Here is a 25,046-nt window from a genome sequence, read left to right as displayed (position 1 = left end):
CGTCATCCCCCGCACGGGCTTTGGCGCTTCACTAAGGTATGCCTATCCTTGCTGGGTGACTTCGCGCCCCTCGGCCCCGGCCGACGCCCCCGCCGCCCCCGGACCGGTCCCACCGGCCATGGGCCCCGACCGGGACGCCTCCGCCGACAACGCCGACCGCTCGCCCGCCGCAGCCACCGACTCCGATTCCGGAGCACGCGCTTGCGCGACCCGCACGTCCACGGCATCCGGCTCCACAGCATCCGGTGCCGCAGGACGCGGCACCGAGGCGCCCCGTTCCACGGCCACCGGTTCCGCACCGGTCGGTCCGGAGGCAGCCGGAGCGGGCACACCCGACCCCGAGGCCGCCGACTCCGTGGCTCCCGCCCGACGCCGCGGCGTCGTCTTCTGGCTGCCCGTGCTCTTGATCGCGGCGATCGCGGGTCTCTGCCTGCTGAGCCTGCTCGTGGGCGGGCGCCTGAACACCCTGGCCGAGGGGTGGCAGCGCATCCCCCAGGCCTTCACGTACGCGTTCGCACCGGAGCGGCTGAGCCCGGCCGCGCAGGCCGACGACCTCGTGACCGTGATGGGCCTGCTGCGCCTACCGCGCACCCTCGTGGCCCTGCTCGTGGGGGCGGCGCTGGGCATGGCCGGAACCGTGATCCAGGGCCACACGCGCAACCCCCTCACCGACCCGGGCATCCTGGGCATCAACGCCGGCGCGGCCGCCGCCGTGGTGCTGAGCATCGTGTGGGGATGGGCTGCATCTCCCCTGGGCTACGTGTGGCCCGCGCTGATCGGCTGCGCGCTGGTCACGGCTGCCGTCTTCGCACTGTCCTCCACCGGCTCCAGCGCGGCCAACCCGCTGAGCGTCATCCTGGCCGGCGCGGCACTGTCCGCGATCCTGATGGCCGTGGTGAACGCGCTGGTGCTCTCCGACCAGAACACCCTGGACCGCATGCGCCAGTGGGCCACCGGCTCCGTCTCCGGCGTCACCCTGGAGGTCGCCGCGGTCACCGCGCCGTTCGTGCTGGTGGGCGCCGTGCTCGCCATGACCCAGGGGCCCGGCCTGAACCTGCTGGCCCTGGGCGAGCCCGTCGCGGAGTCGCTCGGGCTGAACGTGACCCGCCAGCGGGTGCTCGGCCTGCTGGCCGTGGCCCTGCTGGGCGGAGCGGCCACCGCGGCCGCCGGGCCCGTGGCCTTCATCGGCCTCGCCGCCCCGCACATGGTGCGCGGCCTGCTCGGCCCCGACTACCGCCTGCTGGTGCCCTACTCCGCGCTGCTCGGCGCGGCCCTGGCCCTCGGCGCGGACGTCCTCGGGCGAGTCATCGGGCGTCCCGGAGAGCTGCAGATGGGCATCGTCATGGCCCTGGTGGGCGTGCCCTTCTTCGTGGTCCTGATCCGCCGGGGGAAGGTGACCTCGCTGTGAGCCGTCTCCTGGCCGAGCCCCGCGCCCGGGCGCACACCACCGCGCCGGACCTCGGCATCTCCGCGCTGCGCGCGGGCCCGTGGTCCGTCTCGTTCAGCCTCCGCCGGTTCCTCGTGGGACTCGTGCTGGTGCTGCTGTGCGTCCTCACCTTCACCCTGGGCATCGCCATGGGCGACTACCAGCTCAGCGTGCCGCAGGTGCTGCGCACGCTCGCCGGAGGTGGCAGCCACATCGAGGAGACGGTGGTCTTCACGTGGCGCATGGGCCGCGCCGTCCTCGGCCTGCTCGTGGGCGCGGCGCTGGCCTACGCCGGCGCCCTGACCCAGTCGGTGGCGCGCAACCCCCTGGCCAGCCCGGACGTCCTCGGCATCACCAGCGGGGCGTCCACCGCGGCGGTCTTCGTGATCACCGCGTCCGGTGGCACCGGCGTTGTGGGGGCCGTCGCCGGCTTCGGCTACAACGTCCTGGGAGTCCCGGTGGTCGCGGTGATCGGGGCCACCCTGACCGCCCTGGCCGTGTGGTTCGTGGCGGGGAAGGACCGGGACTCCATGATCCGCCTGGTGCTGATCGGCGTGGGCATCTCCATGTTCCTGGGCGCGATCTCCACGTGGCTCATGGCCACCACGAACGTGGACCAGGCGGCCACCGCCAAGCTGTGGCTCACGGGCTCGCTCAACGGGCGCGGCTGGGGCGAGGCCTGGCCCGTGCTCGCGTGCGTGGTCGTGGCCGTGGTGTTCGCCGGCTGGCTCGCCTTCCGCCTCGACGCCCTCGCCCTGGGCCCGGACGTCGCCCAGGTGCTGGGCCACGGGATCCGGGCGGCGCAGGCCGTGCAGCTGCTCTTCGGCGTCGTCCTCGTGGCCGTGGCCGTCTCCGCCGCCGGGCCGGTGCCGTTCGTCGCCTTCGTGGCCCCGCAGATCGCCCAGCGCCTCGCGGGCACCCCCACGCCGCCGCTGCTGTGCTCCGCACTCAGCGGTGCACTGCTCGTCTCCGGCGCGGACCTCCTGGCCCGCACCGTCCTGCCCTGGGAGCTGCCGGTCGGCATCGTGACCGCCTTCTGCGGTGCCCCCGTCCTGATCTACCTGGTCGTGAAGACCAACCGAAAGGCCAGCGCATGAGCCCCGCCCGACTCGCCACCCGCTCCCTCACCGCGGGGTACGGCCAGGAGCCCGTGCTCTGCGACCTGGACCTCGAGGTCCCCGCCGGTGCGGTGACCACGCTGATCGGACCCAACGGCTGCGGAAAGTCCACCCTGCTGAAGTCCCTGTGCGGCCTGCTGCCCTACGAGGGCACCGTGGAGCTCGAGGGCCGGGACCTGCGCGGCATCCGCCGCCCGGACCGGGCCCGGCGGCTGACCATGCTCCCCCAGGCCCCCGTGGCCCCGGAGGGCCTGACCGTGGCCGGGCTGGTGGCCCGCGGCCGCCACCCCTACCAGTCCTGGATGAGCCGCTGGTCCGCGCAGGACGAGCAGGAGGTCCGCCGCGCGCTGCACGCCACGGGGCTGTCCCACCTGGGCACCCGGCCCATCTCCGCGCTGTCCGGAGGGCAGCGCCAGCGGGTGTGGATCGCCATGGCCCTCGCCCAGGACACCCCCACGCTGCTGCTGGACGAGCCCACCACGTACCTGGACCTCGCCTACAGCATCGAGGTGCTGCGCCTGGTGCGCCGGCTGCAGAGCGAGCAGGGCAAGACCGTGGTGATGGTGCTGCACGACCTCAACCTGGCCATCCGTTTCTCCGACCACCTGGTGGTGCTCGGGGACGGCGTCGTCGCCGCGCAGGGCACCCCGCAGGACGTGGTCACGCCCGAGCTGCTGCACGAGGTCTTCGGCCTGGACGCCCTGGTGGTCCAGGACCCGGCCACCGGTGGACCGCTGATCGTCCCCCGCTGAGGCCGGGAAACTTCGCGTCACCTTCCGCGTGTCACTTCCAGTTCCAGTTTAGGTTAGCCTAAGCTTCCTAACAGGCTTGTCCATCTGGCCCGCCAATCCAGGACCCCGTCCCGATCTCACGGAGGAAACTCGTGTCCCAGACATCCACCCTGCGCCGCCTGCTCGCGGCGCTCGTCGTCGGCCTGTGCGCCGTCTTCGCACTCACCGCCTGCGGTGGCTCGCAGAGCTCGTCCTCGGACTCCAGCGCCTCGGCGTCGGCCTCCGACGAGACCTGGCCCAAGACCGTCAAGGACGACAACGGCCAGGAGGTGAAGCTGGAGTCGAAGCCCGAGAAGATCGTCTCCACCGCCGTGACCCTCACCGGCTCGCTGCTCGCCATCGACGCTCCCGTGATCGCCTCCGGCGGCACCTCCGCCAACACCTCCATCTCCGACGACCAGGGCTTCTTCACCCAGTGGGGTGACAAGGCCAAGGAGAAGAACGTCAAGTCCCTCTACACCGGTGACCCGAGCGCCGAGAAGATCCTCGCCGAGAACCCGGACCTGATCGTCGTCTCCAAGAGCGGCGCGGACTCCGCCATGGACATCTACGACCAGCTCAAGGAGACGGGTGTCCCCGTCTACGTCATGGACTACAGCGACAAGGACTGGGAAGAGGTCTCCCAGCAGCTGGGCGAGCTGACCGGCAAGCAGCAGAAGGCCGACGAGCTGGTGAAGTCCTTCGACGAGCGCGTGAACGAGGTCAAGGACAACATCAAGGAGCCCGAGCAGCCCGTGACCGGCATGGTCTACAACGCCGGCTCCTTCAAGGACGACTCCGGCGCCAACATCTGGACCTCCGAGTCCGCGCAGGGCAAGCTCCTCGAGAAGCTCGGCTTCAAGCTCGCGGACGTCCCCGAGGACGCCGTGGACAAGAACTCCCAGATGGGCCAGCGCAGCGACATCAAGCCCATCACCGGCGAGAACCTGTCCAAGGCCGCGACCGGCAAGACCGTCTTCCTCTTCGCCTCCGACGACGAGGGCAAGGACGCCTACCTCAAGGACAGCCTGGTGGCGAACACCGAGGCCGTGAAGAACAAGGCCGTCTACGCCCTGGGCCAGGACTCCTTCCGCCTGGACTACTACTCCTCCAACAACGTGCTCGACCAGATCGAGACCCAGCTGAAGAAGTAGCACCCGCCAGCGGCGGCTTTCCGCCTCCGCAGCAGTGGAACGCCCCGTGCGTCCGGAACTTTCCGGAGGCACGGGGCGTTTCCCGTGGGTGGTGCGGGCTCGCGGAACGGACCGCGGAGAGAGACCGGCCGGGCCGGGCGGAGGCAGGTCCCCTCCCCCGGACGAGGCGCGGACTCAGTCCGCGAAGCGGCGCAGAAGCTGCCGGTAGGCTGCCACGTCCTGTGCGCCGGGGGCGGCGAACTGGCGGTCCACCACGAGGTACGGCACGCCGCGCACGCCGATCTGCCGGGCGGTGGCGATGTCGTGGGACACCACGTTCTCCGCCTTCTCCCCCACGGGTGAGGTGGGCTCGGCGGCCAGCTGGGCGGCGTCGCCGGCGGGGAGTCCCACGGCGCGGGCCTGCTCGGCCAGCACCACGGGGTCGAAGATGTCGAGGGTGCCGGAGAAGTAGCCGTCCTGCAGGGCGGCGAAGAAGGACGCCGCCGCCGCGTGGCCCACGGTGGCCTGCACCGCCTGCAGGAACCGGTGCAGGGAACGTGTGCTGCCGCTGGGTCGGACGTCCACGTAGGGCACCCCCAGGGAGTCCGCGAGGGCGCGCAGCCGGTCCTCGCCCTCGGCGATCTGCTCGGGGCTCAGCCCCACCTTCTCCCGCAGGTACTCGGTGTTGGTGGGCAGCCCGGCACCGCCGTCCGGGCCCGCGACCGGGGCGTCCGGGTCCAGCTCGAAGGAGTGCAGGGTGCGGTGCACGCGCCCCTCCAGGCCCTCCTCGCTGATCGCGCGGTCCAGGGCCACGCGGCCCACGTAGCACCAGGGGCAGACGATGTCCGCCCACAGGTCCAGGAGGATGGGTTCGGGTGCGTCGGCCATGGGGGCTCCTGGATCTTCTCGGGAACGGGCTGTCGAACAGGGGTGCCGGACAGCGCCGCGGGGAGGGGCTGTGGAACGGCCCCCAGCGTACGCCCGGGCCCGCCCCCGGCCGCTAGACTGGTGGGGCAAGCTCGCGGAGCGGGTCTCGACGCCACGGCGTCGGGCCCGTGAGACGGCACCCGAACCGGCACTCTCCGCGCCCATCCCTTCGCACCGCGTACAGGAGCGCCGATGCCCCGCATCATTGTTGACGTCATGCCCAAGCCCGAGATCCTCGACCCGCAGGGCAAGGCGATCGCGAACGAACTTCCCCGCATCGGCCTCACCGGCTTCACCGGGGTCCGGCAGGGCCGCCGCTTCGAGCTCACCGTGGAGGGCGAGGTCACGGACGAGGTCCTGGCCCAGGCCCGCGAGGCCGCCGAGAAGCTGCTCTCCAACCCGGTGATCGAGGACGTGGTCAACGTCTCCGAGCTGGCCGAGGAGAACTGAGCGTGGCGCAGCACCTCACCGCCGAGCAGACCCCGCTGGTCGCGGACCTGGACCAGCCCGCCCCGGACGCCCGTCTGGCGGGCGTCCGCGTGGGCGTGGTGACCTTCCCGGGCACCCTGGACGACCGCGACGCCGCCCGCGCCGTGGACATCGCCGGCGGCACCTCCGTGCCGCTGTGGTACGCGGACGAGGACCTGCAGGGCGTGGACGCCGTGATCCTGCCGGGCGGGTTCTCCTACGGGGACTACCTGCGCGCCGGGGCCATCGCACGCTTCGCGCCGCTCATGGACAAGATCGTGGACGCCGCGAGCGCGGACGGCGGGATGCCCGTGCTGGGCATCTGCAACGGGTTCCAGGTGCTCACCGAGGCCCACCTGCTGCCCGGGTCCATGATCAAGAACGAGCAGCTGAAGTTCATCTGCCGGGACCAGCGGCTGCGCGTGGAGAACGCCGAGACCGCCTGGACCGGGCGCTTCACCGCGGGCCAGGAGATCGTGGTGCCGCTGAAGAACCAGGACGGCCAGTACGTGGCGGACCAGCGCACCCTGGACGAGCTGGAGGCCGAGCACCGCGTGGCGTTCCGCTACGTGGGCGGCAACCCCAACGGCTCGCGCAACGACATCGCCGGGATCACGAACGCCCGGGGCAACGTGGTGGGCCTCATGCCGCACCCGGAGCACGCCGTGGAACCGGGCTTCGGCGCGGACCTCTCCGGCGCGGGCACCGTGGGCATGCGCGAGGGCACCGACGGCCTGGACGTGTTCGTCTCGGTCCTGGAGCGCCTGACCCGCTGACGGCACGACGACGCCGCGAGCCCGGCGTCGTCGTCGCCCCCTCCATCTCTCCCCGCACGCACCACCCCGTTCACGTAAGGGACACCGCACACGTCATGAGTGAAACGCACTTCAACCTGGACACCGTCGAGCACGCCGCCTCGACCCCGGACACCGAGCTGCCCTGGGCGGAGCTGGGGCTCTCCCGGGACGAGTTCGAGCGGGTCAAGGACATCCTGGGCCGCCGTCCCACCGCCGCGGAGCTGGCCATGTACTCGGTCATGTGGTCCGAGCACTGCTCCTACAAGTCCTCCAAGGTGCATCTGAGCCAGTTCGGCGAGAAGGTCACGGACGAGATGCGCAAGAACCTGATGGTGGGCATCGGCGAGAACGCCGGCGTCACGGACATCGGGGACGGCTGGGCCGTGACCTTCAAGATCGAGTCCCACAACCACCCGTCCTACGTGGAGCCCTACCAGGGTGCGGCCACGGGCGTGGGCGGGATCGTGCGGGACATCATCTCCATGGGCGCCCGCCCGGTGGCCGTGATGGACCCCCTGCGCTTCGGTGCGATCGACCACCCGGACACCCAGCGCGTGGTGCACGGGATCGTGGCCGGCGTGGGCGGCTACGGGAACTCGCTGGGCCTGCCGAACATCGGCGGCGAAGTGGAGTTCGACCCCTGCTACCAGGGCAACCCGCTGGTCAACGCGCTGGCGGTGGGCGTGATGCGCCACGAGGACATCCGCCTGGCCAACGCCTCCGGCACCGGGAACAGGGTGGTGCTCTTCGGTGCGCGCACCGGCGGCGACGGCATCGGCGGTGCGTCCGTGCTGGCCTCGGAGTCCTTCGACGACTCCAAGCCCTCCAAGCGCCCCGCCGTGCAGGTGGGGGACCCGTTCGCGGAGAAGGTGCTCATCGAGTGCTGCCTGGAGCTGTTCAAGTCCTCGCTGGTGGAGGGCATCCAGGACCTCGGCGCGGCGGGCATCTCGTGCGCCACGTCCGAGCTGGCCTCCAACGGTGATGGCGGCATGCGCGTGGACCTGACCGAGGTGCTGCTGCGCGACCCGTCCCTGACCCCGGGCGAGATCCTGATGTCCGAGTCCCAGGAGCGGATGATGGCCGTGGTCACCCCGGAGAAGGTTGCGGACTTCGAGGCCGTCATGACCAAGTGGGACGTCGAGTACTCGTGGATCGGCGAGGTCACGGACACCGGCCGGCTGGTGATCGACTACCAGGGCGAGGTGATCGTGGACGTGGATCCGCGCACCGTGGCCCACGACGGCCCCGTCTACGAGCGGCCCTTCGCCCGTCCAGAGTCCCAGGACGCCCTGCAGGCGGCGCACTTCACGGGCTCCCCGGAGGACGCCGCACGCCCCTCCGGCGCGGAGCTGGGCCCGGCCCTGCTCGAGCTCATGGGCTCCCCGAACCTGTGCTCCAAGGCGTGGGTCACCAGCCAGTACGACCGCTACGTGCAGGGCAACACCGCCATGGCCATGCCGGACGACGCCGGCGTGGTCCGCGTGGACGAGACCACCAACCTGGGCGTGGCACTGTCCACCGACTCCAACGGGCGCTACACCCGCCTGGACCCCTACGAGGGTGCCCGGCTCGCGCTCGCGCAGGCCTACCGCAACGTGGCCACCGCCGGGGCCCGCCCCGTGGCCGTCTCCGACTGCCTCAACTTCGGCTCCCCCGAGGACCCGGACGTGATGTGGCAGTTCGCGGAGGCCGTGCGCGGGCTCTCGGACGGCTGCCAGGAGATGGGCGTGCCCGTGACCGGCGGCAACGTCTCCCTCTACAACCAGACCGGCGGCGTGGCCATCAACCCCACCCCGGTGGTCGCCATGATGGGCGTGCTGGACGACGTCACCCGCCGCACGCCGTCGGGCTGGCGCGAGGACGGCCAGGCCATCTACCTGCTCGGCGAGACCGCGGACGAGCTGGACGGCTCCGAGTGGGCGCGCGTGCGAGGCCACCTGGGCGGCACGCCCCCGCGCGTGGACCTGGCGCGCGAGCGCACCCTCGGGGACATGCTCATCAACATGTCCCGGGACGGCATGGTCGACGCCGCGCACGACGTCGCGGAGGGCGGGCTGGCCGCCACGCTCGCCGAGATGGCGCTGCGCTTCGGCGTGGGTGCGCGGATCGGGCTCGGGGAGGTCGCGGAGCGCGACGGCGTGGACCTGTTCACGCTGCTGTTCTCCGAGTCGCAGGGCCGCGCCGTGGTGGCCGTGCCCCGCTCCGAGGAGGTCCGCTTCACCGACATGTGCACCGTGCGCAACTACCCCTACGCGCGCATCGGCGTGGTGGACGCGGTGAGCGGCACCCTGGACTTCCAGGGCGAGTTCGCCGTGGGCCTGGACGCCCTGCGTGAGGCCCACGAGTCCACCCTGCCCCGCCACTTCGGCTGAGGGGCGGGGCGAGAGCCCGTAGGGTGTGGCCATGATGGACGAACTGCCCGAGCTGGACATGCCGCAGCCCCTGCGCACCGAGCGGCTGGAGCTGCGTCCGTTCACGCGCGAGGAGCTCGAGGCCGTGGCGGACGGGCGCGTCCTGCCCCACTTCGGCCCCGGGTTCCCCTCCGCGGGGGACCGTGACTGGGCACGCGGGGCGATCGAGGCCGGGGCGCACTTCGCCACGGAGTCCCCGTACTCGCGCTTCGTGGGGGTCGAGCTGACCTCCGGGAAGATCGTGGGCACGGGTGGCTTCACCGGCCCCGTGATGAACGGGGAGCTGGAGCTGGAGGGCTCGGTGGTCGCCGACCGGCGCAACCGGGGCCTCGCCTCGGAGGCGCTGGCCGCGTTCGTGGAACGGGCCTTCGAAGACCCCGCGGTCCGCGCCGTGCACGTCTCCGTCCCGGCGGAGACCGCGGAAGCAGAACCGGCCCGCCGGATGCTGCTGCGCCTGGGCTTCGCGCAGCGGCCCTCGGACGGCCCCGAGGACTCGTACCACCTCCCCCGCCCCTGATGGAACCGCACGCATGAACCCCTGGATCCCCTTCAACCTGCTGCCCGCCAACACGCTGCCCGGGTGGATACTGCTCGCGCTCGCGGTGCTGGACCTCGTGGTGAAGCTCGTGGCGCTGGGCTGGATCCCCCACCAGCGCCGCCCCTCCGTGGCGCTGGCCTGGCTGCTGGCACTCTTCCTCCTGCCCTACGCGGGCCTCGTGCTCTTCCTGGTCCTCGGCTCCTCCCGGCTGCCCCGGCGCCGCATGGAGAAGCAGGCCCGGATGAACCACGTGATCGAGGAGAACACCCCCGAGGGGTTCGACCTCGGCCCCGAGTTCGAGCAGTACCCGGAGTGGGTCCGCACCACCACGGCGCTCAACCACAACCTGGGGGCGCTGCCCGTGGTGGGCGGCAACGACGTCGAGATCATCACGGACAACCACCTCAGCATGGCCCGCATGGCCGAGGAGGTGGACCGGGCGGTGGACTACGTGCACTTCGAGTTCTACATCGTGGCGGTGGACCAGGTCTCCAGGGACCTGCTCAACGCCCTGATCCGCGCCCACGAGCGGGGCGTGCGGGTGCGCATCCTGATCGACCACATGGGCTCCGTGGGGTACCCCGGCTACGCGGAGCTCGTGCGGGAGTTCGACGCCTCCGGTGTGCCCTGGCGCCGGATGCTGCCCGTGCGGCCGTGGCGCGGCGAGTGGCAGCGCCCGGACCTGCGCAACCACCGCAAGATCCTGGTGGTGGACGGCCGGGTGGCCTACACGGGCTCGCAGAACATCATCCACCGCTCCTACAACAAGAAGAAGAACATCCGGAAGGGCCTCGAGTGGAAGGACCTGATGATCCGGGTGACGGGCGCGGTGGTCACGGAGCTCAACGCCCTGTTCGTCTCGGACTGGTACTCCGAGACGGACGACCTGCTCCTGGACGAGTCCGCCGCCGTCCTGGAGGACGCCTCCGGTCCCGTATACGCGCAGGTGGTGCCCTCCGGGCCCGGGTTCGAGACCGAGAACAACCTGCGGCTGTTCAACCACCTCATCTACAACGCGAACCAGCGGGTGGTGATCTCCAGCCCGTACTTCGTGCCGGACGAGTCCCTGCTGCACGCCCTCACCACGGAGGCCCAGGCGGGGGTGCGGATCCAGCTGTTCGTGGGGGAGACCTCGGACCAGTTCCTCGCGCAGCACGCCCAGAACTCCTACTACTCGGAGCTGGCCCGCGCCGGGGTGGAGATCTACCGCTACAGCTCCCCCACCGTGCTGCACGCCAAGTTCGTGCTCGTGGACGACATCGTCTCCGTGATCGGCTCCTCCAACATGGACGAGCGCTCCTTCGCCCTGGACCTGGAGGTCTCCGTGATGATCGTGGACCGCGGGTTCCGCGAGCGCATGGAGGAGGTCGTGGAGCAGTTCGCGGCCCACTCCACCCGCCTGGACCTCGCCGCGTGGGAGCGGCGCTCCCTGGGCCGCAAGTTCGTGGAGAACGTCTGCCGCCTCACCTCCGGGCTGCTCTGAGGGGCACGACGACGCCGCCGCACAGGCACCCCTGCCGCCCGGTCGCCTTTCGGAATGCTCCCCTTTCTGTGGGGCGCGCCCGCGCCGTGAGGCACCTCGGCCCCACTCCGCGGCACTCCTCCCTGATGCTTCCGTGGTACGCCCCCGGCGCGCGGACGCCGCCGCCACCCGGGGCAGCCGGGTGACGGCGGCGTCGTCGTCCTCTCGCGCGGCGCCCGCGCCGCGGCGGCTCAGGAGGCCACGAGCACCGCGCGGCCGTTGAGGGTGCGGTTGCGCAGGCCGTCCAGGGACGCGTTGACCTGCTCCGCCGTGAGCGGGACCTCCTGGATGGGCGGTTTGGGCAGGTCCACGTCCTGGGCGAGCTGCACGAGCTCCTTGAGCTCCGGCAGGCTGCCCACGAAGTTGCCGCGGATGTTCAGCAGGTTGAACGCGGTCAGCGCCGTGGGGAACTGGTACTGCCCGCCGAACAGGCCCACGCTGACCAGGGTGCCGCCGTTGGCCATGGCGAAGAGCGCGGCGTTGGAGGTGTCCCCGTTGTTGACGAGGTCGATGGCGGCGGCGATCTTCTCCCCGCCGGCCCGGACGATGTCCCCCACGAGGTCCTCGCCACCCACCGTGACGGTCGCGGAGGCACCCACGGCGCTCGCGTTCTTCAGCGCCGCTTCGCTCATGTCCACGGCCACGATGTTCTCGTGGCCCAGGGCCTTGAGCACCGCGATGGTCATCAGTCCCACACCGCCCGCGCCGATCACGGCCACGGGCTTGTCCGCGGGCAGCGGCATGATCTTCTTGACCGCCGAATAGGAGGTCAGACCGGAGCAGGCGAGCGTGGCGCCGAAGGACGGGTCGATGTCACCCAGCGGCACCAGGTAGCACTCGTCCGGAACGTGGACCTCCTCCGCGTAGCCGCCGCGGCGCTGCACCGAGAGATTGCGCTTCTTCCCGCTGCAGTAGTTCTCGCGGTCCTCCTGGCACGCCTGGCACTGCCCGCAGCCGATCCACGGGAACACGATGTACCTGGTGTCCCCGGGCTGCACGGTGGCCTCCGGTCCGGCGTCGACAACCTCCCCCACGATCTCGTGGCCGAGGACCACGGGGTACTGCGCGCCCGCCGCGGTCAGTTCGTAGCGCCCGGCGCTGCCGAGGTCGAAGTACCCGTCCTGGCAGTGCACGTCCGAGTGGCACACCCCCGAGTTCGTGATGCGGATCAGCACCTCGGAGCCCTGCAGCTCGGGGCGCTCCACCTCGATCTCCTCCGCCGGCGCACCCGGCTCGGCGTGGGCGAAAACCTTCATGGCTACTCCTTCGTAGCAGTTGCATTCGTGCGGCTCGCAGTGTGAGCCACATCATCACTGTAGGCCGCACCGCCCGGATGCCGGACCGGCGCGCCGGGGCCCGCCACCCCGCCAGGTGATGTGCCCCCGGGGCCCGCACGACGACGTCGCGCGCACAGCTTTGTCGCGCGCCGCCCGGCAGACAGGGCCGCGGCAGGGTCTACCGTGAGCCCATGGACACACCGCAGCAGGATGAGCAGGGCCGCCCCGAACCACCGCAGCAGGGCGACGAGACCGCCACGCTGCTGGGGTTCCTGGACCACCTGCGCGCGACGATTGCGTGGAAGACCGAGGGGCTCAGCACGGCGCAGCTGCAGGAGCGTCCCCTGTCCAGCACCATGACCCTGGGCGGAATGCTGCGGCACCTCACCTATGTGGAGGACCACTGGTTCTGCCACGTGCTCAGCGGGCGGCGGCAGTGCTCCCCGTGGGACAGCGTGCAGTGGGAGAAGGACCCGGACTGGGACTGGAACTCCGCGTCCGAGGCGGACGGGGATGCCCTGCGAACGCACTGGGCCGCCGCCGTGGAGCAGTCCCGGCAGCGGTGGGAGAACTTCGCCGCATCGCACGAGCACCCGATGGACGCTCCCGTTGCCCGACCGGTCCGCGGGGACATGAACGCCCGGTGGGTGCTCACGCACATGGTCGAGGAGTACGCCCGCCACTGCGGCCACGCGGACCTGCTGCGGGAGGCGATCGACGGTGCCGTCGGGGAGTGAGCCCCGGACGATCGACGGCGCCTGAGCCGACCCACGTGCCCGAGCCATGCCACTCGGCGTCGGCCTCGCGATGGCACGGCTCAACGGCGGGCTGAGCGGGCTGCCGTCATTCCACCCGGCACCCGCAGCTCACCGGGTACCCGTCTGGCTATGCACCGCGGCTAAGCATCATTCCGGGCAGTGGCGCGCCTCGGCACAGAGAGTTGCCGAGCGCGCGCGTCTCGACGCATGTTCAACCCGATTCCCCCGACGGCGATGAGGAATACGAGCCCGCCGAGCCACAGCGCATGAGGGACGCGGATCGAGCCGATGTTCAGATCCTGGCCGGTCAGGCTGATGCCGAGCATGAGCGCTGCCTTCAACCGGCGGTTCGGGGCTCTCTGCTCAAGCGTCCCGGTCCAGCAACCCCTTGTACCGCTCGGCCGTGAGCTTCGAGAAGATCAGCATCAACAGTGCCGACACGACACTCGCGAGCACGAGGCCCACGGACCAGGGCACCCACACAGAGAACAGCGCGGCGATCACTCCCACGAAGACGACGGCCGAGCAGATCTGGGTGACCGTCCGGTTGCGCGTCAGCGCGTAGAGCAGAGCGTCCACCAGGGTGTCGACCAGCATGAGGGCCACGACGACCACGCACACCGCCAGGAACTGTGCCAGCAGCCTGCCCGCACCCACAGCCTGGTTCTCTCCGACCACCTGCCACAGCACCTGGGGAGCCAGCACCGACAGGGGCAGGCCCGCCAGTACCAGCAGCAGTTCCACCAGGGTTCCCCACTCGGTGAGTTTCCTGCTCAATGCCACGTCCTCCGCTGGTCGTTAAGGATCCCAGACTGCCCTCGGGCGCCGACGCTGCCCATTCACTCCACCCGGCAGCCGCAGCTCACCGGGTCCTGCGGGACCGGTTCCAGGCTGCGCACCGCCAGCAGGTGGCACTCCGGGAAGCGGTGCTCGTCGTCCGGGCGGCTCATGCTGTGCCAGACCTCGCGGAAACCGGCCCGCAGGAGGTGGTCGGCCATGACCTCCGGGTGCCAGCGCCAAGCCGGGGCCACGGCGTGGTCGAAGGAGACGACCGCCCGGCCACGGTCCATCGCCTGGAACGCGAGCATCACCACGCCGCCCTCCGGCATCCGCTCCGCCCACGATTCCAGCACCGCAGGCACGCGCTCCGGCGGCACGTGGATCAGGCTGAACCGGGCGAGCACGCCCGCCAGGTCGTGACCCTCGGCGAGCGCGGTCCACTGCCCAGCGTCCGGGCCGATGACCTCGAAGGGGACATCCGGGTGGCTCTCCCGCGCGATCCCCACCATCGCCTCCGAGGGGTCCACGCCGGTGACGGGCAGCCCTGCCTCGCGCAGCACGGTGGTCACGTGGCCGGTGCCGCAGCCCACGTCCACCACCTGCCCGGCCACCCCTGACTCCTTCACGGAGTCCACGAACGCGCCCACGGCGTGCCGCTCCAGCGGCGTGCGGAAGGGCTCGGGGAACGCGCGCTCGTACTCGTGGGCCAGGGAGTCGTATCCGGGGTTCATGCCTCAACCGTCACACACGCCACTGCACCGCTCAACACCCGCCGAGCGGCTCAGCGGGAACTGGCCGTGGCCACGGAGCACGCGTCCGCGAACGCGCCCCGGTAGGCCGCGGCGGGGTGCGTGTCCTTCACCCGGTCCTGGCCGGCGCCGTAGAGGGACTCGCGCAGGGTGGAGCCCTCGTACTCGGTGCGGTAGCGGCCGCGGGCCTGCAGCTCGGGGACCACGTACTCCACGAAGTCCTCGAAGGAGCCGGGGCTCACGTGGTAGGCCAGGTTGATGCCGTCCAGGCCGCCCTCGTCCACCCAGCGCTCCAGCTCGTCCGCCACGGTGGACGGCGAGCCCACGACCACGGCACCCATGCCTCCCAGGGCGCAGTGCTTGGCGATCTCCTCGCGCGTCCACTGCTTGTCCTTGGCCTGCAGGGTGAACGGCGTGAGGAAGGACTGGATGGAGTCCGTCTTGATGTAGTTCAGGGCCTCGTCCTCCGGGAACTGGGAGAGGTCCACACCGGACCAGCCGCCGATGATCGCCTGGGAGGCTTCGAGGTCCACGTACTGCAGGTAGTCGCGGTACTTCTCAGCGGCCTCCTCGTCCGTGTCCGCGACCACCACGGAGAGCATCGCGTAGATCTTCACGTCCTCCGGGTCCCGGCCCTGGGCCTGCGCCTGCTCGCGGATCTTGTCCGTCATGTAGCGGGTGAGGTCCGGGCGGGTGCCCCCGATGAACACCGCCTCCGCGTGCCGCCCGGCGAACGCCTGCCCGCGCGAAGACGCACCCGCCTGGAAGATCAGGGGCGTGCGCTGCGGGGACGGCTCGGTCAGCCCCGCCCCGGGAACCGTGAAGTGCTCGCCGGTGTGGCGGATGGGGTGCACCTTGGTGGGGTCCGCGTAGACGCCGGACTCGCGGTCCTTCACCACGGCGTCGTCCTCCCAGGAGCCCTCCCAGAGCTTGTAGCAGACGTCCAGGAACTCCTCCGCGATCTCGTAGCGCTGATCGTGCTCGATCTGGCGCGGCAGCCCCTGGTTCTCGGCGGCCGAGGGCAGGTAGGAGGTGACCACGTTGAAACCCACGCGGCCACGTGTGAGGTGGTCCAGCGTGGCGAACTTCCGGGCGAGCGTGTACGGCTGCTCGTAGGTGACCGCGCTCGTGACGCCGAAGCCCAGGTGCTCGGTCACGGCCGCCATGGCCGAGACCTGCATGAACGGGTCGTTGACCGGGACCTGCGCGCCGTCCCGCACGGCCGGGGCCGCGGAGTTGCGGTAGATGTCGTAGATCCCGACGACGTCCGCGAGGAAGAGCGCGTCGAACTTGCCCTTCTCCAGCAGCCGGGCCAGGTTCGTCCAGTACTCCAGGGTGTTGTACTCGGTGGCCCGGGACCGCGGGTGCCGCCACAGCCCGAAGCTCTGGTGGTCCACACAGGTCATGTCGAACGCGTTGACGGAGATCCGCTTGCTCATGTGCCGGTTCCTCGAAGATGACGCGACCCGCGCCCGTGCACCGCCCGCGGCGGCCATCAGCGGGTCCAGCGCGCGTGTGTGCGGCGCCGTACTTGCCGCATGCGGTGTGCCATGCGGCCCGATCCTCACCTGGGGCACCCCGCTACGGGAGAGGGTTGCCGTCCGACAAGCCAGGGCTGAACGTCGGAACTCGTGATCGTCTCGGTCCAGAGTCTAACCACGCCCCTCGCCGGGCGAAGCCCCACGTGACGCCGCATGACCCCGCACGCCACCGATCCCCGTGGGCTGTCTCACACCAACTTGCATCCCCGCTCCGGGTGCCCGTTGAATGAGGGCGTTCCCATCCGGAGCGGCTGAGAGACCTGGCTCGTCGACGTCGCAGCAACCGGCCCCACGCGGGCGAGGTGCTAATGCCAGGAACGATGGAGTTGATCGACATTTCTGCGTTCGCATACTCGGACCCCCACGCCCCCACCTCGAATCCCGCGCTCGTCTCGGACGAGGCGCGCGTCGCGTTCTGGGCGGAGCAGGCCGGCAGGCTGGACTGGGCCGAGCCGTGGCACACCACCCACCGCTTCGAGAAGCCCCGGCGCACCGGGGCGGACGAGGACGGCAACCCCACCTACACGGTCCCGGAGATCGCGTGGTTCGAGGGCGGGAAACTCAACGTGTCCTACAACTGCGTGGACCGTCACGTGGCGGCCGGGCGGGGCAACCACGTGGCCCTGTACTTCGAGGGCGAGCCCGGGGACCGTGCGGTCTACACCTACGCGGACCTGCAGCGGGAGGTCTGCAAAGCCGCCAACGCCCTGCTGGACCTCGGCGTGGAGAAGGGCGACCGCGTGGTGGTCTACCTGCCCGTGATCCCCGAGACGGTCGTCATCACGCTGGCGTGCGCGCGGATCGGAGCGGTGCACTCGCTGGTCTTCGGCGGGTTCTCGGCGGAGGCGCTGAAGTTCCGCGTGGAGGACACCGGAGCCAAGGTGCTGGTGACCACGGACGGGCAGAACCGGCGCGGCGTCGTCGTCCCCGTCAAGGAGGCCGCGGACGAGGCGTGCAGCGGCGAGAACTCGATCGAGCACGTGGTGGTGGTGCGCCGCACCTCCCGCCCAGGCCGCACCGACCTGCCGCGGGGCACGCGCGGGCTGCGCTCCAAGGACCAGGAACTGGTGCCGTGGACGCCCGGGCGGGACGTGTGGTGGGACGAGCTCACCGCGCGCGCCTCCGAGGTCCACGAGCCCGAGGCGTTCGACGCGGAGACCCCGCTGTTCATCATCTACACGTCCGGGACCACGGGGAAGCCCAAGGGCCTGGTCCACACGATGGGCGGATACCTGGTGCAGACGGCATATACCCACGCGCTCATGTTCGACCTCCTGCCGGACGTCCCGGAGGCGAGCGGCATCCTGCGCCCGGACGAGCTGTCCGCCGTGAACGACCCCGCCAAGGTGGACTCGACCGTCCACTGGTGCACCGCGGACCTCGCGTGGGTCACCGCGCACACCTACGAGATCTACGGGCCGCTGGTCAACGGCGTGTCCGAGGTGATCTACGAGGGCACGCCCAACACCCCGGACTACGGCCGCCACTTCGAGGTCATCGAGCGCTACGGCGTGACCAACTACTACACCGCGCCCACCCTGATCCGCTCGCTCATGGGCGCGTTCCCCAGGGGCCTGCCGCCGGTCTACAACCTGTCTTCGATCCGCCTGCTCGGCTCCGTGGGCGAATCCATCAACCCGGAGGCGTGGCGCTGGCTGCGCGCGCAGGTGGGCCGGGACGAGGTGCCGTTCGTGGACACGTGGTGGCAGTCCGAGACCGGTTCGTGCGTGGCCTCCCCGCGCCCGCACGACCCGCAGTTCGCGCCTGCCGGCACGTTCGACGACGCCGCCCCGCACACCTCCCCGAAGCCCGGCTGCGTCACGCGCGCGGTGCCGGGGGTGTCGCTGCGCGTGGTGGACGAGTCCGGCGAGGACGTGGCCCCGGGGCTGCAGGGCTTCGCGGTGGTCGACAAGATCGGCCCGTCCATGGCGCGGACGGTGTGGAAGGACCCGCAGCGCTTCCTCGCCTCCTACTGGGCGGCCTACGGCGAGCGCGGCTGGTTCCTGGCCGGGGACGGCGCCCGCACGGACGAGGAGGGGGACCTCTACATCCTCGGGCGCGTGGACGACGTCATCAACGTGTCCGGGCACCGGTTGTCGACCATTGAGATCGAGTCCGCGCTGGTCACCCACCCGCACGTGGTGGAGGCCGGGGCCACGCCGGTGACGGACCCGGTGACCGGGCACGCGGTGCTCGCCTACGTGGTGCTCAGCCGTGCGGCGCTGTCCCTGTCCCAGGAGGAGGTGCGGGACGAGCTGCGCGCCCACGTGGCCCGGGAAATCGGTCCGATCGCCAAGCCGCGGGAGGTCGTCGCCGTGCCGGACCTGCCCAAGACGCGCTCCGGAAAGATCACCCGCCGCCTGCTGGGCCAGCTCTACGAGGGCGCGCCCCTGGGCGACCGTTCCTCGCTGCAGAACGAGGAGGCGCTGGACGCGATCGCGGACGTCCTGGCGGCACGGGGGTAGGCCCGCCCCGGGCGGCTGCTGCGCCCGGACGGCACGGTCCAGCTGGTCAGCGGCGTCACCCGCGTCACCGGCCACGCCGAACGGCTCCACCTCACCCTCGGGGACGGCGCCGTGGTGGTGGTCCCCGGGGGCGTCAGCGCGGCGGAGCTGGGCCACCTGGTGGGCCTGCCGGAGGTCGAGTGGCCCGAGGGCACCGAGCAGGTGGGCCGGAATGACCGCGTGTGACCCCCGGAACTGATCCCGTCCGCGCGAACTCCTAGGATTGGCAGTGATGACTCCCTCCGACTCCTCCCCGCGAGAGCCCGCCGCGCGCGCGTCACGCACCGCCGCGCCGGCAGCCGCCCCCTCGGACGCGCCCGACGACGCCGCCCCGCGCCCGAACGCGTGGCAGCGCACCCTGGGAACGGCGTCGAACCCGGACCTGAAGCTCGCGATGGCCGCCTCCGGCACGGCGCTGAGCCTGTTCACGGTGGGGCACATGGCCGGGAACATGCAGGTCTACGCGGGCCGTGAGCGGTTCAACGAGTACGCCCGGCTGCTGCGCCACGCGGGCGCCCCGGTGCTGCCGCCGAACACCCTGCTGTGGGTGGCGCGCACCGGCCTGCTGGCGAGCGCCGGGGTGCACGTGCTCGCGGGCACCGAGCTGACCGTCCGCAGCATGCGCCGCGAGGGCCGCACCGTGGCGGGCACCGCCTGGCAGGTCACGCGGCGGATCGCCACGGTGGTGGACTCGCGTCCCCGCCTCGCGCTGCCCGGACGGCCGACGAGCGCGCCGGAGCAAGCAACAGGCACGCCGATGGCCTACCGCCGCGCGCCGTTCGACGGCGCCCTCCTCCCCGACCGCTCCGGCGCCCCCCGCAGGCGCCCCCGGGGACGACGTCGCACACTCCCCCAGATCGTCGCCCGGTCGATGCGCTCCACGGGCGCGGTGCTGGGCCTGTTCGTGGGCTACCACGTGCTGGACCTGACCACCGGAACCCGCCCGGCGGCCGCACGCTCCTTCGAGCACGGCGACGCCTACGGAAACCTGGTCTCCAGCCTGTCCCGGCCGGCGGTCGCGGCGTTCTACGCGGCCTCGATGGCCGCCCTGGCAGGACACATGGTCCACGGCCTGCGCACCGCCGCGCTGGACACCGGACTCACCGGGACCGCCCAGCGTGTGCACCAGGTGGACGTGGCCGCGAAGGCCGTGGGCGCCGTCGTCGCGATCGGCAACGTGAGCATTCCCGTGGCCGTCCAGATCAAGGTGGTGCGCTGATGCTGCTGACCGTGCACGTCTGGCGCCAGCCGGACGCCGAGACCCAGGGCGGGTTCGAGACCGTCAGCCCCGTGCAGGCGCGCGAGGAGATGAGCATCCTCGAGCTGCTGGACGCCGTCAACGAGACCCTGGAGCGCCAGGGGGACGAGCCCGTGAGCTTCGACGACGGCTGCCGCGAGGGCATCTGCGGCAAGTGCGGCGTGACCGTGGACGGCGTCCCACACGGCCCGGACCGCAACAGGGCCTCGTGCATGCAGTCCCTGAACGCGTACCGGGACGGGGACGAGGTCTTCATCGAGCCCATGCGCGCCGGCGCCCTGCCGGTCAAGAAGGATCTGGCCGTGGACAAGAAGTCCCTGCGGCGGGTGTCCAAGGAGGCCAAGTTCCCGGTCGCCATGAAGGCCCTGAACACCGCCGGCTGCATCAGCTGCGGCGCCTGCATCGCCGCGTGCCCCAACGGCTCCGGGCAGCTGTTCGTGGGCACCATGCTCAAGCACCTGCCGCCGCTGGCCAAGACGCCCGAGGAGCGGGACGAGCGCGCCGCCAAGGTCCTCGACGCCGCGGACCAGGAGTTCGGCCCGTGCTCCCTGCTGGGCGACTGCACCGAGGTGTGCCCCGCCGGGCTGCCGCTGCAGAACCTCACCTCCGTCACGCGGGAGAACCTGCACCGCAAGTTCCCGGAGCGCTACCCCGCGCCGCAGGGCCCCGACGACGACGAGGGCTCCGCGGGCGCCGAGAAGAAGTAGCCGCGCGGCGTCACACCGGTTTGTGGGCCACCCGGGGTCCGTCCCACAATGGACGGACCATCCCGAGCGGCCGAGAGACCTGGATCGACGACGCCGCAGCAACCCGCAGCGCCCGGCCCGCTGCACGGTGCTACCGCCAGGACCGATGGAGCGTTCGCACTCGCTGCAACAGTTTCACCGCGGGACCCACTGCGCAGGCCGTTCAGGAGGATCCATGGCCGAGCACCAGTTCGGTTTCCGCACCCGGGCCCTGCACGCGGGCGGCACCCCGGACGCCGAGCACGGCGCGCGTTCCGTGCCGATCTACCAGACCAGTTCGTTCGTGTTCAAGGACGCCGACGACGCCGCCAACCTGTTCGCGCTGCAGAAGTACGGCAACATCTACTCCCGGATCGGCAACCCCACGGTCTCGGCCCTGGAGGAGCGCATCGCCTCCCTCGAGGGCGGGATCGGCGCGGTGGCCACCGCCTCGGGCATGGCCGCCGAGTTCATCACGTTCGCCGCGCTGTGCGGGCAGGGTGACCACGTGGTGGTCTCCTCCCAGCTCTACGGCGGCACGGTCACCCAGCTGGACGTGACCCTGCGCCGCTTCGGGGTGGAGACCACGTTCGTGCCCGGCACGGACCCGGCGGACTACCGCGCGGCGCTGACCGAGAACACCAAGGCCGTCTACACGGAGCTCGTGGCCAACCCCTCCGGGGAGATCGCGGACCTTGAGGGTCTCGCGGAGGTCGCCCACGAGGCCGGTGTGCCGCTGGTGGTGGACGCCACCCTGAACACGCCGTACCTGTGCCGCCCGTTCGAGCACGGCGCGGACATCGTGATCCACTCGGTCACCAAGTTCCTGGGCGGGCACGGCAGCACGCTGGGCGGCGTGGTGGTGGAGTCCGGGCGCTTCGACTGGGGCAACGGGAACTTCCCCGCCATGACCGAGCCGGTGCCCTCCTACAACAACGTCTCCTGGTGGGGGAACTTCGGCGAGTACGGCTTCCTCACCAAGCTGCGCTCCGAGCAGCTGCGGGACATCGGCCCCGCCCTGACCCCGCAGGCCGCGTGGAACCTGCTGCAGGGCGTGGAGACGCTGCCCCAGCGCATGGACGCCCACGTGGGCAACGCGCGCGAGGTGGTGAAGTGGCTGCACACCGACCCCCGCATCTCCTACGTGAACTACGCCGGGCTGGAGGACCACCCCCACCACGACCGCGCCCAGAAGTACCTCCCGCACGGTGTGGGCTCGGTCTTCGCGTTCGGGGTGGCCGGCACGGACGAGCTGAGCGGGCGCGAGGTGGGCGCGCGGTTCATCGGCGCCCTGCAGCTCGCCTCACACCTGGCCAACATCGGGGACGCCCGCACCCTCGTGCTGCACCCCGCCTCCACCACGCACCAGCAGCTGAGCTCAGAGCAGCTCGCCGCCGGCGGTGTGAAGGAGGACCTCATCCGCATCTCCGTGGGGCTGGAGGACGCGGCGGACATCATCTGGGACCTGGACCAGGCACTCACTGCGGCCAGCGGCAGGAACCGGGAGGGCGACGTCGTCGGTCCCGAGGCCGTTCACGAGGACGCCGCACGGCAGAGCCTCGAGCAGGACACCAGCGCCGCGGGCAACTCCGTGGGCGCGCACGAAGGAGGACGGGCATGAGCACCGAACGCACCTGGGTGGGCCCCAGCGCCCCCGAACGGCTGGGCATCCTGAGGAGCACCCGCTCCGTGGCGATCGTGGGGATGTCCAACAAGCCCTCGCGCGCGAGCTACTTCGTGGCCACGTACCTGCGCTCCTCGAGCCCGTACCGCGTGTACTTCGTGAACCCGGTGCTGGACGAGGTGTTCGGCGAGAAGGTCTACCCGTCGCTCGCGGACCTGCCGGAGACCCCGGACCTCGTGGACGTGTTCCGCAAGGACGCGGACCTGCCGGGCGTGGCGCAGGAAGCGGTCGATGCGGGCGCGAAGACGCTGTGGCTGCAGCTCGGCTCCTGGAACGAGGAAGCCGCGAGGATCGCGGAGGACGCCGGACTGAACGTGGTCATGGACCGCTGCGTGAAGATCGAGCACGCACGCTTCCACGGCGGCCTGCACCTCGCGGGCTTCAACACGGGAGTGGTCTCCGCGAAGCGCCAGGTTCTCGCGTAACCGGGACGGCGGCCCTCTGAGGTGTAGGGACACCCGGATTTCCTGCACGGAACCGGGTACCTCTACACCTCGGATTCATGTCCGGGCCGCGCAGTGCCACGACGACGACGCCGCACCCTCTGCTGCGCGGCACGGGCCTCGGCTGGTACGCACCTCAGCTGGAACGTGCCCCTGCCGGTCAGCGCCTCAGGCAGCGCACCACCGCGGCCACCCGCTGCCAGCCCTGCGCCTCGCGGGCGGGGAGCTCACTCTCCGGCACGACCGTGTACAGGCGCTCGGCGTCCGCGAGGAAGGCCTCGTTGGCCATGGCGGAGACGAGCGGGTCCAGCACCTCGGCAGGATCGCGGTCCTGCGACGAGTCCGCGTGCAGCGCGCCCACGAACGCGACGCCCTCCTGCACGGACATGGCCGAGTGAGCCACGGGCTGACCCCAGTCGTCCACCTCGAAGCGCGACCAGTCGCCCATTGGTGCATCGAAGAGTCCGGCGTCCCCGGGGAAGCCCAGGCCGCGGTCGAGGTCCTGCACCGCGCCGCAGAGCAGCACGTCGGTGGAGAGGACGTCGCTGCCCGCCGCCACGACGGCATCCCGGACCGTACCCGCGTCCGAGGGCTCACACACCAGGACCAGCTCCACGCTGGCCACCGTGTCCTGCGGGAGGGAACCGTTCCACGCCCGAACGCCCTGTGGGGTCTCGTCCTCGCGGATGGCGGCCCATCCGCCCGCCCAGGCATCGAGGTCCGACTGCCACTGCTGCGTCATGACCTGCTCCTTCCGCGGAAAACGTCCCTCACGAGTGTGCCACCGCGGCCGGTCGCCGGAGGGGCTGCGGCACCCGGTGCCGGGGGCGGCGCACGCACGCGCCCGGTCATGTCTCTATGCTTGGCGGATGAGTGCTCGGCGGGGTGCGCCCCGACCGGGCCGTGCCTTCGCCACCCCACCACACCTGCGAGGAGTCCCACCTGTGTCCGTCAAGAAAACCATGCAAGTCTCACTGGCCTTCGTGGGCCTGATGGTCGGTGCCGGTTTCGCGACCGGTCAAGAGGTCATCCAGTACTTCATCTCGTTCGGTGCGTGGGGTCTCGCCGGGGCAATCGTGGCCGGGGTGCTGATGATCACCGCCGGTGCCGTGATCATCAACATCGGCAGCTACTTCATGGCGGACGAGCACCGTCAGGTCTTCAGCTCCGTGTCCTCCCCGTGGATCTCCCACTTCCTGGACTACGCAGTGTCGCTCACGCTGTTCGCCATGGGCATCGTGATGCTCGCGGGCGCGGGCTCCACGCTGGAGCAGCAGTTCGGGCTGCCGGCGTGGATCGGCTCGGCCATCATGGTGGCCATTGTGATGGTCACCGGCCTGCTGGACGTCAACAAGGTCACGAACATCATCTCCGCGGTGACGCCCACGATCTTCGTGGCCGTGATCGTGGCGTTCGTCTACACCCTGTTCCAGCTGCCCGTGGACCTGGGTGCCGCGCACGAGCTCGCCGTCCAGGCGGACTCGCCAGTCTCCCCGTGGTGGCTCTCCGCGATCAACTACACCTCCATGGCGCTCATGCTGGGCGTGTCCATGTCCCTGGTGATCGGCGGCAACACCCTGGACCCGCGCGACGCCGGCCGTGGCGGTCTGATCGGCGGCGTGGTCTACACCGTTCTGCTGACCATGAATGCGTTCGCCCTGCTGGTGAACTACCCGAGCGTGGGAGAGGCGGACGTTCCCATGCTCAGGCTCTTCGAGACCATGCACCCCGTCGCGGCCATGGCCATGGTGTTCGTGACGTTCGTGATGATCTACAACACCTGCATCAGCATGTTCTACGCTCTGGGCCGCCGTATGACGGTCAACCACCGCAGCCGCTACGTCCCCATCTTCCTGGTCACCTGCCTCGTGGGCTACGCAATCAGCCTGGTGGGCTTCGGCACTCTCATGAGCGTGGTGTACCCGGTGATCGGCTACGTGGGCCTGGTGCTGATGGTCGTGATGTTCGTGTGGTGGTTCCGCAACCGGGAGAAGATCAGTACGGAGGCCGGGCGCCGCATCCGCATCCGTGCGCTGCTCACCAAGCGCGGCGACGACAGCCAGGACTTCTCCGAGTACAACGAGAACCAGCTGCGTGACGCCACCGAGGGCTCCCCCGCGGACAACGACACCCTCACGGGCGCCATCGACGCCCTCATCAAGCGGGACCAGGATGCGGAGAAGGACTCGTCCTCCTCCCGATCCGCATCGTCCTGAC

Annotated in this window: 23 protein-coding genes and 2 riboswitches; of the genes, 16 read left to right on the top strand and 7 right to left on the bottom strand. The window is 71.0% G+C overall.

Translation table 11 applies throughout. The features are described 5' to 3' along the window. Positions 1 to 55 precede the first annotated feature (55 nt). The 4 genes from D8M39_RS01460 to fepB all read left to right on the top strand — a co-directional run bounded on the left by D8M39_RS01460 (position 56) and on the right by fepB (position 4,468). The gene (locus D8M39_RS01460) at positions 56 to 1,408 is read left to right on the top strand and encodes an iron chelate uptake ABC transporter family permease subunit (protein WP_202975718.1); all 1,353 of its coding nucleotides are present in this window, start codon (positions 56 to 58) and stop codon (positions 1,406 to 1,408) included. Continuing rightward, on the top strand, positions 1,405 to 2,523 hold the full coding sequence (locus D8M39_RS01455) for an iron chelate uptake ABC transporter family permease subunit (RefSeq protein ID WP_202975503.1): 1,119 nt from the start codon (positions 1,405 to 1,407) through the stop codon (positions 2,521 to 2,523). The genes D8M39_RS01460 and D8M39_RS01455 overlap by 4 nt, the downstream gene beginning before the upstream one ends. Further along, positions 2,520 to 3,296, top strand: a complete 777-nt coding sequence (locus D8M39_RS01450; protein WP_055085264.1) for an ABC transporter ATP-binding protein — start codon at positions 2,520 to 2,522, stop codon at positions 3,294 to 3,296. Before D8M39_RS01455 ends, D8M39_RS01450 begins: the two co-directional genes overlap by 4 nt. Before the next feature lie 131 nt (positions 3,297 to 3,427). Next, on the top strand, positions 3,428 to 4,468 hold the full coding sequence (fepB, locus tag D8M39_RS01445) for a Fe2+-enterobactin ABC transporter substrate-binding protein (protein ID WP_055085266.1): 1,041 nt from the start codon (positions 3,428 to 3,430) through the stop codon (positions 4,466 to 4,468). A gap of 174 nt (positions 4,469 to 4,642) precedes the next feature. On the opposite strand, the gene D8M39_RS01440 is transcribed toward fepB, so the two are convergent. Further along, the gene (locus D8M39_RS01440; RefSeq protein WP_161971371.1) at positions 4,643 to 5,335 is read right to left on the bottom strand and encodes a DsbA family oxidoreductase; all 693 of its coding nucleotides are present in this window, start codon (positions 5,333 to 5,335) and stop codon (positions 4,643 to 4,645) included. Between the two features lie 231 nt (positions 5,336 to 5,566). On the opposite strand from D8M39_RS01440, the gene purS reads away from it, so the two are divergent. The 5 genes from purS to cls all read left to right on the top strand — a co-directional run bounded on the left by purS (position 5,567) and on the right by cls (position 11,071). After that, positions 5,567 to 5,824: a phosphoribosylformylglycinamidine synthase subunit PurS gene (purS, locus tag D8M39_RS01435; RefSeq protein WP_055085270.1), complete on the top strand. Its 258-nt coding sequence runs from the start codon at positions 5,567 to 5,569 to the stop codon at positions 5,822 to 5,824. A gap of 2 nt (positions 5,825 to 5,826) precedes the next feature. Then, positions 5,827 to 6,618, top strand: coding sequence for a phosphoribosylformylglycinamidine synthase subunit PurQ (purQ, locus tag D8M39_RS01430; protein WP_055085272.1), 792 nt, complete (start codon positions 5,827 to 5,829; stop codon positions 6,616 to 6,618). A 95-nt stretch (positions 6,619 to 6,713) separates the two neighbouring features. Beyond that, positions 6,714 to 9,011 (top strand): phosphoribosylformylglycinamidine synthase subunit PurL, encoded by a 2,298-nt coding sequence (gene purL, locus D8M39_RS01425; RefSeq protein ID WP_094393126.1) that lies wholly within the window; start codon positions 6,714 to 6,716, stop codon positions 9,009 to 9,011. Positions 9,012 to 9,042: 31 nt separating this feature from the next. Next, entirely contained in the window at positions 9,043 to 9,567 is a 525-nt protein-coding gene (locus D8M39_RS01420) for a GNAT family N-acetyltransferase (protein WP_126874244.1), read from the top strand. A gap of 13 nt (positions 9,568 to 9,580) precedes the next feature. Further along, positions 9,581 to 11,071 (top strand): cardiolipin synthase, encoded by a 1,491-nt coding sequence (gene cls, locus D8M39_RS01415; RefSeq protein WP_126874243.1) that lies wholly within the window; start codon positions 9,581 to 9,583, stop codon positions 11,069 to 11,071. A gap of 230 nt (positions 11,072 to 11,301) precedes the next feature. Here cls and D8M39_RS01410 read toward each other — a convergent pair whose 3' ends face one another. Beyond that, the gene (locus tag D8M39_RS01410; protein ID WP_126874242.1) at positions 11,302 to 12,366 is read right to left on the bottom strand and encodes an alcohol dehydrogenase; all 1,065 of its coding nucleotides are present in this window, start codon (positions 12,364 to 12,366) and stop codon (positions 11,302 to 11,304) included. A 212-nt stretch (positions 12,367 to 12,578) separates the two neighbouring features. Here D8M39_RS01410 and D8M39_RS01405 point away from each other — a divergent pair, with 212 nt between their 5' ends. Further along, the gene (locus D8M39_RS01405) at positions 12,579 to 13,124 is read left to right on the top strand and encodes a DinB family protein (RefSeq protein WP_055085281.1); all 546 of its coding nucleotides are present in this window, start codon (positions 12,579 to 12,581) and stop codon (positions 13,122 to 13,124) included. Positions 13,125 to 13,285: 161 nt separating this feature from the next. On the opposite strand, the gene D8M39_RS01400 is transcribed toward D8M39_RS01405, so the two are convergent. From D8M39_RS01400 to D8M39_RS01385, 4 genes are all read right to left on the bottom strand, one after another. Next, the gene (locus tag D8M39_RS01400; protein WP_055085283.1) at positions 13,286 to 13,471 is read right to left on the bottom strand and encodes a hypothetical protein; all 186 of its coding nucleotides are present in this window, start codon (positions 13,469 to 13,471) and stop codon (positions 13,286 to 13,288) included. 37 nt (positions 13,472 to 13,508) lie between these two features. Further along, positions 13,509 to 13,922 carry a hypothetical protein gene (locus D8M39_RS01395; RefSeq protein ID WP_055085285.1) on the bottom strand — a complete coding sequence of 138 codons (414 nt, stop codon included), beginning with the start codon at positions 13,920 to 13,922 and terminating at the stop codon, positions 13,509 to 13,511. A 62-nt stretch (positions 13,923 to 13,984) separates the two neighbouring features. Further along, complete coding sequence (locus D8M39_RS01390) at positions 13,985 to 14,656, bottom strand: trans-aconitate 2-methyltransferase (protein WP_055085287.1); 672 nt, start codon at positions 14,654 to 14,656, stop codon at positions 13,985 to 13,987. Positions 14,657 to 14,706: 50 nt separating this feature from the next. Beyond that, entirely contained in the window at positions 14,707 to 16,113 is a 1,407-nt protein-coding gene (locus D8M39_RS01385) for an LLM class flavin-dependent oxidoreductase (protein WP_055085289.1), read from the bottom strand. An 83-nt stretch (positions 16,114 to 16,196) separates the two neighbouring features. Then, a riboswitch (SAM riboswitch) is annotated at positions 16,197 to 16,311 on the bottom strand. 139 nt (positions 16,312 to 16,450) lie between these two features. Further along, a riboswitch (SAM riboswitch) is annotated at positions 16,451 to 16,542 on the top strand. Here D8M39_RS01385 and D8M39_RS01380 point away from each other — a divergent pair. From D8M39_RS01380 to D8M39_RS01360, 5 genes are all read left to right on the top strand, one after another. Beyond that, positions 16,536 to 18,680 carry an AMP-binding protein gene (locus tag D8M39_RS01380; RefSeq protein WP_055085291.1) on the top strand — a complete coding sequence of 715 codons (2,145 nt, stop codon included), beginning with the start codon at positions 16,536 to 16,538 and terminating at the stop codon, positions 18,678 to 18,680. (Overlaps the previous riboswitch by 7 nt.) A gap of 271 nt (positions 18,681 to 18,951) precedes the next feature. Next, positions 18,952 to 19,938: a hypothetical protein gene (locus D8M39_RS01375; RefSeq protein ID WP_126874241.1), complete on the top strand. Its 987-nt coding sequence runs from the start codon at positions 18,952 to 18,954 to the stop codon at positions 19,936 to 19,938. Then, complete coding sequence (locus D8M39_RS01370) at positions 19,938 to 20,684, top strand: succinate dehydrogenase/fumarate reductase iron-sulfur subunit (RefSeq protein WP_126874240.1); 747 nt, start codon at positions 19,938 to 19,940, stop codon at positions 20,682 to 20,684. The genes D8M39_RS01375 and D8M39_RS01370 overlap by 1 nt, the downstream gene beginning before the upstream one ends. Positions 20,685 to 20,898: 214 nt before the next feature. Beyond that, positions 20,899 to 22,323: an O-acetylhomoserine aminocarboxypropyltransferase/cysteine synthase family protein gene (locus tag D8M39_RS01365; protein WP_126874239.1), complete on the top strand. Its 1,425-nt coding sequence runs from the start codon at positions 20,899 to 20,901 to the stop codon at positions 22,321 to 22,323. Continuing rightward, complete coding sequence (locus tag D8M39_RS01360; RefSeq protein ID WP_126874238.1) at positions 22,320 to 22,811, top strand: CoA-binding protein; 492 nt, start codon at positions 22,320 to 22,322, stop codon at positions 22,809 to 22,811. The genes D8M39_RS01365 and D8M39_RS01360 overlap by 4 nt, the downstream gene beginning before the upstream one ends. 178 nt (positions 22,812 to 22,989) lie before the next feature. Here D8M39_RS01360 and D8M39_RS01355 read toward each other — a convergent pair whose 3' ends face one another. Beyond that, positions 22,990 to 23,571 (bottom strand): hypothetical protein, encoded by a 582-nt coding sequence (locus D8M39_RS01355; protein WP_055084291.1) that lies wholly within the window; start codon positions 23,569 to 23,571, stop codon positions 22,990 to 22,992. Positions 23,572 to 23,791: 220 nt separating this feature from the next. On the opposite strand from D8M39_RS01355, the gene D8M39_RS01350 reads away from it, so the two are divergent. Beyond that, on the top strand, positions 23,792 to 25,045 hold the full coding sequence (locus tag D8M39_RS01350) for a hypothetical protein (RefSeq protein ID WP_164497791.1): 1,254 nt from the start codon (positions 23,792 to 23,794) through the stop codon (positions 25,043 to 25,045). Position 25,046: the final 1 nt, after the last annotated feature.

This window comes from Kocuria sp. HSID17590 (genome assembly GCF_003989485.1).
Lineage (GTDB): Bacteria > Actinomycetota > Actinomycetes > Actinomycetales > Micrococcaceae > Kocuria > Kocuria salsicia.
The sequence above is the reverse complement of the archived record's forward strand: the minus strand, read 5'-3'. Positions and strand labels throughout refer to the sequence as shown.

Bases quoted from the DNA above. Each gene is read 5' to 3' on its own strand.
- D8M39_RS01450 (WP_055085264.1), top strand. From the start codon at position 2,520: ATGAGCCCCGCCCGACTCGCCACCCGCTCCCTCACCGCGGGGTACGGC.
- D8M39_RS01440 (WP_161971371.1), bottom strand. From the start codon at position 5,335: ATGGCCGACGCACCCGAACCCATCCTCCTGGACCTGTGGGCGGACATC.
- purS (WP_055085270.1), top strand. From the start codon at position 5,567: ATGCCCCGCATCATTGTTGACGTCATGCCCAAGCCCGAGATCCTCGAC.
- purL (WP_094393126.1), top strand. From the start codon at position 6,714: ATGAGTGAAACGCACTTCAACCTGGACACCGTCGAGCACGCCGCCTCG.
- D8M39_RS01420 (WP_126874244.1), top strand. From the start codon at position 9,043: ATGATGGACGAACTGCCCGAGCTGGACATGCCGCAGCCCCTGCGCACC.
- cls (WP_126874243.1), top strand. From the start codon at position 9,581: ATGAACCCCTGGATCCCCTTCAACCTGCTGCCCGCCAACACGCTGCCC.
- D8M39_RS01410 (WP_126874242.1), bottom strand. From the start codon at position 12,366: ATGAAGGTTTTCGCCCACGCCGAGCCGGGTGCGCCGGCGGAGGAGATC.
- D8M39_RS01405 (WP_055085281.1), top strand. From the start codon at position 12,579: ATGGACACACCGCAGCAGGATGAGCAGGGCCGCCCCGAACCACCGCAG.
- D8M39_RS01400 (WP_055085283.1), bottom strand. From the start codon at position 13,471: ATGCTCGGCATCAGCCTGACCGGCCAGGATCTGAACATCGGCTCGATC.
- D8M39_RS01390 (WP_055085287.1), bottom strand. From the start codon at position 14,656: ATGAACCCCGGATACGACTCCCTGGCCCACGAGTACGAGCGCGCGTTC.
- D8M39_RS01385 (WP_055085289.1), bottom strand. From the start codon at position 16,113: ATGAGCAAGCGGATCTCCGTCAACGCGTTCGACATGACCTGTGTGGAC.
- D8M39_RS01380 (WP_055085291.1), top strand. From the start codon at position 16,536: ATGGAGTTGATCGACATTTCTGCGTTCGCATACTCGGACCCCCACGCC.
- D8M39_RS01375 (WP_126874241.1), top strand. From the start codon at position 18,952: ATGACTCCCTCCGACTCCTCCCCGCGAGAGCCCGCCGCGCGCGCGTCA.
- D8M39_RS01370 (WP_126874240.1), top strand. From the start codon at position 19,938: ATGCTGCTGACCGTGCACGTCTGGCGCCAGCCGGACGCCGAGACCCAG.
- D8M39_RS01365 (WP_126874239.1), top strand. From the start codon at position 20,899: ATGGCCGAGCACCAGTTCGGTTTCCGCACCCGGGCCCTGCACGCGGGC.
- D8M39_RS01360 (WP_126874238.1), top strand. From the start codon at position 22,320: ATGAGCACCGAACGCACCTGGGTGGGCCCCAGCGCCCCCGAACGGCTG.
- D8M39_RS01355 (WP_055084291.1), bottom strand. From the start codon at position 23,571: ATGACGCAGCAGTGGCAGTCGGACCTCGATGCCTGGGCGGGCGGATGG.
- D8M39_RS01350 (WP_164497791.1), top strand. From the start codon at position 23,792: ATGCAAGTCTCACTGGCCTTCGTGGGCCTGATGGTCGGTGCCGGTTTC.